This is a genomic window from Chamaesiphon sp. (assembly GCF_041738855.1).
In the GTDB taxonomy this organism is placed as follows: domain Bacteria; phylum Cyanobacteriota; class Cyanobacteriia; order Cyanobacteriales; family Chamaesiphonaceae; genus Chamaesiphon.
The window spans coordinates 1-3,061 of sequence record NZ_JBGSPA010000179.1 but is presented as its reverse complement, the minus strand read 5'-3'; the positions used below and the strand labels follow the sequence as shown (position 1 = coordinate 3,061).

Sequence of the window (3,061 nt, the reverse complement as noted above, 5' to 3'; positions counted from 1 at the left end):
GTTGACAGTTGACAGTTGACAGTTGACAGTTGATAGTTGCAACATATGTGGAGGTTTCCTCCGCATGTGTTGCAACAAGCAAATTCCTACTCTTTGTTAAATCTAGTAGTTACTGGTGCGATGTCAGCAGACATGGCACTGGTTTGGCGCGATCTCCTAGCATTAAATTTGTCTTGACTAAAGAGTAGGAGTTTAAATCCCCCACCCTAAAAACCCCACTGTCAACTGTCAACTGTTTAAAACGCTACTGAGTTCGATCGAGATGGGGGTGGCGAGACTCGAACTCGCACATCCATTACGGACGACAGATTTTAAGTCTGTTGCGTCTACCATTCCACCACACCCCCAAGTAAACTTAGCTTCCCTAGATCGAGGCAATCTAAATGTGTCGCAGATAGTTAAGTTAGCACAAATAGCCGATCGATGCAAGCTCAAGCTGAAACGATCGCGATCGCCAAATCGAGCGAGCGACCCAGACGGCACTCAAAGCGGGCTAGGCTGAGTCGATTATTGGTATGATGCAATAAGAAGAGAATAATTGATGTCAGCTACTCCATCTAGAGAGGTATTGCTATGTCCAATCCGATCGAGCTTGCCGGAAGAGTCTTTGTCCCTGTTGGTGAGTTAGATATTCCAGCCTGGGGTTGTGTACTGAGCGACCGGAACCAGCCTACGCTCACGCTCAAAGATGATGATATCTTTTTGATTACTGACACGCTGGGCAATATCGCTGGCTGTTCGCAAGATGAGACGATCGCGAGTTTGGGCTTATTTTGTCGGGATACGCGGTTCTTGAGTCGGTTGGAGCTACAAATTGCTGGACGTTCGCCGATCTTGCTCACCTGCAATGCCGATAAAGGGTTCGCGCTCTCAGCACTATGTACCAATCCGACGATTCCCAACATCAACGCCGAAACGATTAGTATTCAACGCGAACTCGTCCTCAATGGCAGTTTATTTGAAGAACTGACAATCTATAACTATAACACAAAACCCGTCAGTTTTGAATTGAGCTTGAGCTTCGAGGCAGACTTTTCGGACTTATTTGAGATTCGGGGGTTTCATCGCAAACAGCGGGGAGGATTGCTACGGCGTGTCCAACCAGAAGGTCAAGATCTAGCGGTTGATGAATTGACACTGGCTTATCAGGGCTTGGACGGCGCGATCCTGGAGTCCCAGATCCACTTCGCGCATCGTCTCCCTGACTATCTCAAAGGATATACAGCGATCTGGCAGATCGAGTTAGACTCCCATGCCAGTTGTCAGATCGGCTATCGCTTGGAAATGTTGATGAACAATCGCCCCGTCTCGCGGGTGAATAGTCCGATGGCTCTGTTCCAAGCCAAAGCCGCCGAAATGATGGAAGAAGACGAATGGCGATCGCAAATCACCCAAATCCGTACTGACAATCCCCAAATCGATCGGGCGATCGAACGAGCAGAACAGGATATCTATTTATTACGCCAGTCCTTCGATCTTGCCAATCTCAATCCCAGTGGTGCTAAAACCAAAGCCACCGTCCTCTCGGCGGGCGTGCCGTGGTTTTGTACTCTATTTGGGCGGGATGCGATTATTGCCGCCAGTCAGGTGCTGATTCTCGATCCCACCATCGCCCGCGAAACATTGTTGGTGCTGGCTCAGTACCAAGGGAAAGTCGATGATGAGTGGCGCGAAGAGCAGCCTGGGAAAATTCTGCACGAACTGCGGACGGGAGAAATGGCACGGTGCCAAGAAATTCCCCACACGCCTTACTATGGGACTGTCGATGCTACACCATTGTGGTTGATGCTCTACGCCGAATATTATGCGTGGACACACGATACAACTACATTGGATCGGTTGTGGGGCAATGCCCTTGCCGCGATGGCATGGATCGATCGGCTGTGTGCCGATACTGGTTATCTCGCCTACTTTCGCACCTCAGCGCGGGGACTAGTCAATCAAGGCTGGAAGGATTCTGGTGACTGTATCGTCGATCGACATGGGCAGATTGCTACGGGGTCGATTACCCTGTGTGAAGTCCAGGCGTATGTATATGCCGCCAAAATTCGGATGAGCGAACTTGCCAAAATTCGGCAAGAGCCAGAACTAGCTACTCGCTGGCAACAAGAAGCCCAAAGTTTGCGGCAACGGTTCGATCGCGATTTCTGGATTCCCGATCGGGATTTTCTGGCGATGGCTCTCGATGGCGCGGGCAAACAAGTCGATGGGATCGGTTCCAATCCTGGGCAGTGCCTCCAGCACGGACTCTTGTACCCCGAAAAAGCCAAAAGTGTCGCCGAACGCCTACGGGCACCGGATATGTTTAGCGGCTGGGGGATTCGCACCCTCAGCAGTCAGTCGCCCGCTTACAATCCGATCGGCTACCACACGGGGTCTGTGTGGCCCCATGACAATAGTTTGATTACGATGGGTTTGCGCTCCGTCGGTGCCGTCGAGCAAGCCTTGGAAGTCGCACAAGGCATCTTTGATATGACCGTCCAGCAGCCATACCATCGTCCCCCCGAACTCTTCTGTGGCTACGGACGGATCGTCGGACAAAGCCCGATCCAATATCCCGTGGCTTGTTCGCCCCAAGCCTGGGCAACTGGCACGATTTTTCAGTTGCTCCAGATGATGGTGAATTTAGTCCCCGACGCGCCCAGTAACTACCTGCGGATTCTCGATCCAGCCTTACCCGCCAGCATCAATCAACTCTCCTTCAAAAATCTCCGCGTCGGCGCAACCTCGATCGATCTGGGATTTACCCGCGAACAAGATGCCGAAGGCGATCTCGTCCGCGCCACTACTTCCTGTCGTGTGCTTAAAAAACGCGGCAATCTCCGTGTCACGATCGAAGCCTAAGTGGGAGGGGTAAAGGTTAATTTAAAAAGTTGACAGTTGACAGTTGACAGTAATTTGCGATACGTAGGCTCTGCCGTAAGCGCAAGGCGCAGGCTACGCCAACGCGCAGCGTCTCCCAAGGAGAGGGTTTAGCGACCCAAATCACGCGGAGGTTCCCTGTCCATGAAAATGAACCAAGCACAATCCACCTAAAAGGTGAGGGATTTTCACCCCTGTT

The 3,061-nt window shown here is 51.5% G+C and carries 1 protein-coding gene and 1 tRNA gene; one reads left to right on the top strand and one right to left on the bottom strand.

The genetic code is table 11. The annotated features are described in order from the left end of the window. Positions 1-263: 263 nt before the first annotated feature. A tRNA-Leu gene (locus tag ACEW9I_RS19125) sits at positions 264-347 on the bottom strand. Between the two features lie 226 nt (positions 348-573). Between ACEW9I_RS19125 and ACEW9I_RS19120 the strand changes: the two genes are divergently transcribed. Continuing rightward, on the top strand, positions 574-2,844 hold the full coding sequence (locus ACEW9I_RS19120; RefSeq protein ID WP_373541922.1) for a glycogen debranching N-terminal domain-containing protein: 2,271 nt from the start codon (positions 574-576) through the stop codon (positions 2,842-2,844). The last annotated feature ends 217 nt before the right edge of the window (positions 2,845-3,061 follow it).